At 43.3% G+C, this 2,185-nt stretch carries 2 protein-coding genes and 1 pseudogene; 1 reads left to right on the forward strand and 2 read right to left on the reverse strand.

Annotated features, from left to right (window positions below):
* Positions 1-982: M3 family metallopeptidase (locus AB4653_RS25290; protein WP_372105601.1), on the forward strand; the 982-nt coding region annotated here is incomplete at its 5' end.
* A gap of 94 nt (positions 983-1,076) precedes the next feature.
* Here the strand turns inward: AB4653_RS25290 and AB4653_RS25295 are convergent.
* Positions 1,077-1,388, reverse strand: a complete 312-nt coding sequence (locus AB4653_RS25295) for a hypothetical protein (protein WP_029222827.1) — start codon at positions 1,386-1,388, stop codon at positions 1,077-1,079.
* Positions 1,389-1,560: 172 nt separating this feature from the next.
* Positions 1,561-2,185: pseudogene (locus AB4653_RS25300) on the reverse strand (porin); the annotation flags it as partial.

Below are 2,185 nucleotides of genomic sequence, written 5' to 3' on the forward strand. Positions count from 1 at the left end.
TCGTAAAGGAAAGTATCCAAACGGTTTCTGTCATGGGCCAGTTCCTTCTTTCTACGATCAAGATACTTGGGTAGCTGCACAGGTCAACTTCACGAGCAACGCCAAGCCCGACCAAATCGGCAGCGGTTATGATGGTATCAATACGCTGTTTCACGAGGGCGGCCACGCTGCACATTTCGCTAATGTTAAAATGAATGCGCCTTGTTTCTCTCAAGAATTTGCACCAACATCGATGGCTTATGCCGAAACTCAATCCATGTTCTGTGACAGCTTATTGAATGACGCCGATTGGCTAAAACAATATGCCCTGGATTCAGAAGGCCAAGCAGTACCTGATGAGCTAATCAAAGCCATCATAGATAACAAACAACCGTTCAGAGCCTACCAAGAACGAAGCATTCTTGTTGTTCCCTATTTCGAACGAGCACTTTACGAATTGGCGGATGAAGATCTGACACCTGAAAAGATCACTGCTCTTGCTCGTAGCAGTGAGAAAACGATTCTTGGATTGGCTTGTAGCCCTCGCCCATTGATGGCGATTCCACATCTATTGTCGGATGAAGCCTCATGCGCTTACCAGGGCTACTTATTAGCTCATATGGCGGTGTATCAAACACGTGCTTATTTCACCGATAAGTTTGGCTACTTAACGGATAACCCAGAGATCGGCCCTTTGTTAGCTAAGCACTATTGGCACCAAGGCAATAGTGTGAATCATAATGGGACAATCGAAAGCCTGACTGGGGAAGGTTTTAATGCCAAGTACCTCGCTGACGAATGCAACTTATCGCCAGAAGAAGCTTGGGCTATTGAAGATCAAAAAATCAAACAGCTGTCGACAAGAGAACGAGCACCCGTCGCTGATTTGAATGCGAAGATATCAATCGTTGATGGGACAACCGAGTTGGCGAGTAATGATAAGTCAAACCATCAGATGTGTGATGAGTTTGAACACTTTATCGTTGGGCAATACGGCCGATAGCGGGTGCTGAGCATCTGTAACCAAGGTTGAACCAAAAAACTCAAACGAAAAAAAGGACGATATTTAATCGTCCTTTTTATTTACAGCATTGACCCTACACAGTGACACAATTTAAACGAGATTGAACATCAAAAATAATGTCGACAGAATCAAGGCTTCTTAGTGATTTCCTATGAATACCACATATCTGCCCTGTCAAAACAATATAAAACTTTTCTGTTTTGAGTAAATTCCAAGCTTCATCAAGAGATTCAGCATAAACCTTGTTCTTGAGATCTTGCGGGCGAGTACCTGCAACTCTTCCATGTTTACGCGCCAATTCAAATAATCCATTTCGATTCGGTTTACATGTAAACAGAGTGTCATTTCCGTAAATAACACCCTTGGCAGTAATGCTCTTAACCATTACATTCTCCAGATTATCATTCCACTCATAACACTGAGTGTCAAACCACATATCGGTTGGATACTTAAACGGCAAAACGAAGAGAACATGGTGTAACGACCGGGCATGCGACACACCATAGCAATCAGATTTAAAGTTCTTAAGCTCTCAAAGCTATTAAGCTATTAAGAGCTTAGAAGTAGTAGTAAGCTGCTGCGAATACGTGTGTTTCTTCGTCGTACTGTGCGCTAGTTGAACCCATGCGTGCACCATCAATATCTTGTTTGATATCAATACCCATGTCAGCGTTGTCTGCAATACGGTACATTGCCGCGATGTTGATGTAAGAAGCATCTACGTCCGCTTGGCCATCAAGTTCATTGCTGTTAGAGGCGTAACCAGCTGCAATTGTTAGGTCTTCAGAAACCGCGTAACCACCTGAAACGTAGTAACCCGTGTCTTTCTCAGAATCTGCGTCATCAATCCAAGAGTTCATACCTAGTGTTAGGTCACCAATTTTTACGTTACCAGTTACCGTGTAAACTTCGTAATTAGCTTCGTAATCACGGTTTTCGTAACCTGCGTATAGGTTGAATACTTCTTGCTCTAGACCGATGTAGCCGTTCACACCTTTGTCGAACTTATCATTGTTACGAGAATCTTTCGTTTCGAAGTAAGAGATACCGTAAGCGATACCGCTTGTTGCACCCTCGAACTTAACAACATTGAAGCCGTCAGAAGCATCACCAGCAGAAGCGCCAAACTCGTAAGTGTTATCACCAGCACCGTCAACTTTATCTAGTGCTGTATCATTTTCC

The organism is Vibrio sp. 10N.222.48.A3, assembly GCF_041475345.1.
GTDB lineage: Bacteria > Pseudomonadota > Gammaproteobacteria > Enterobacterales > Vibrionaceae > Vibrio > Vibrio tasmaniensis_A.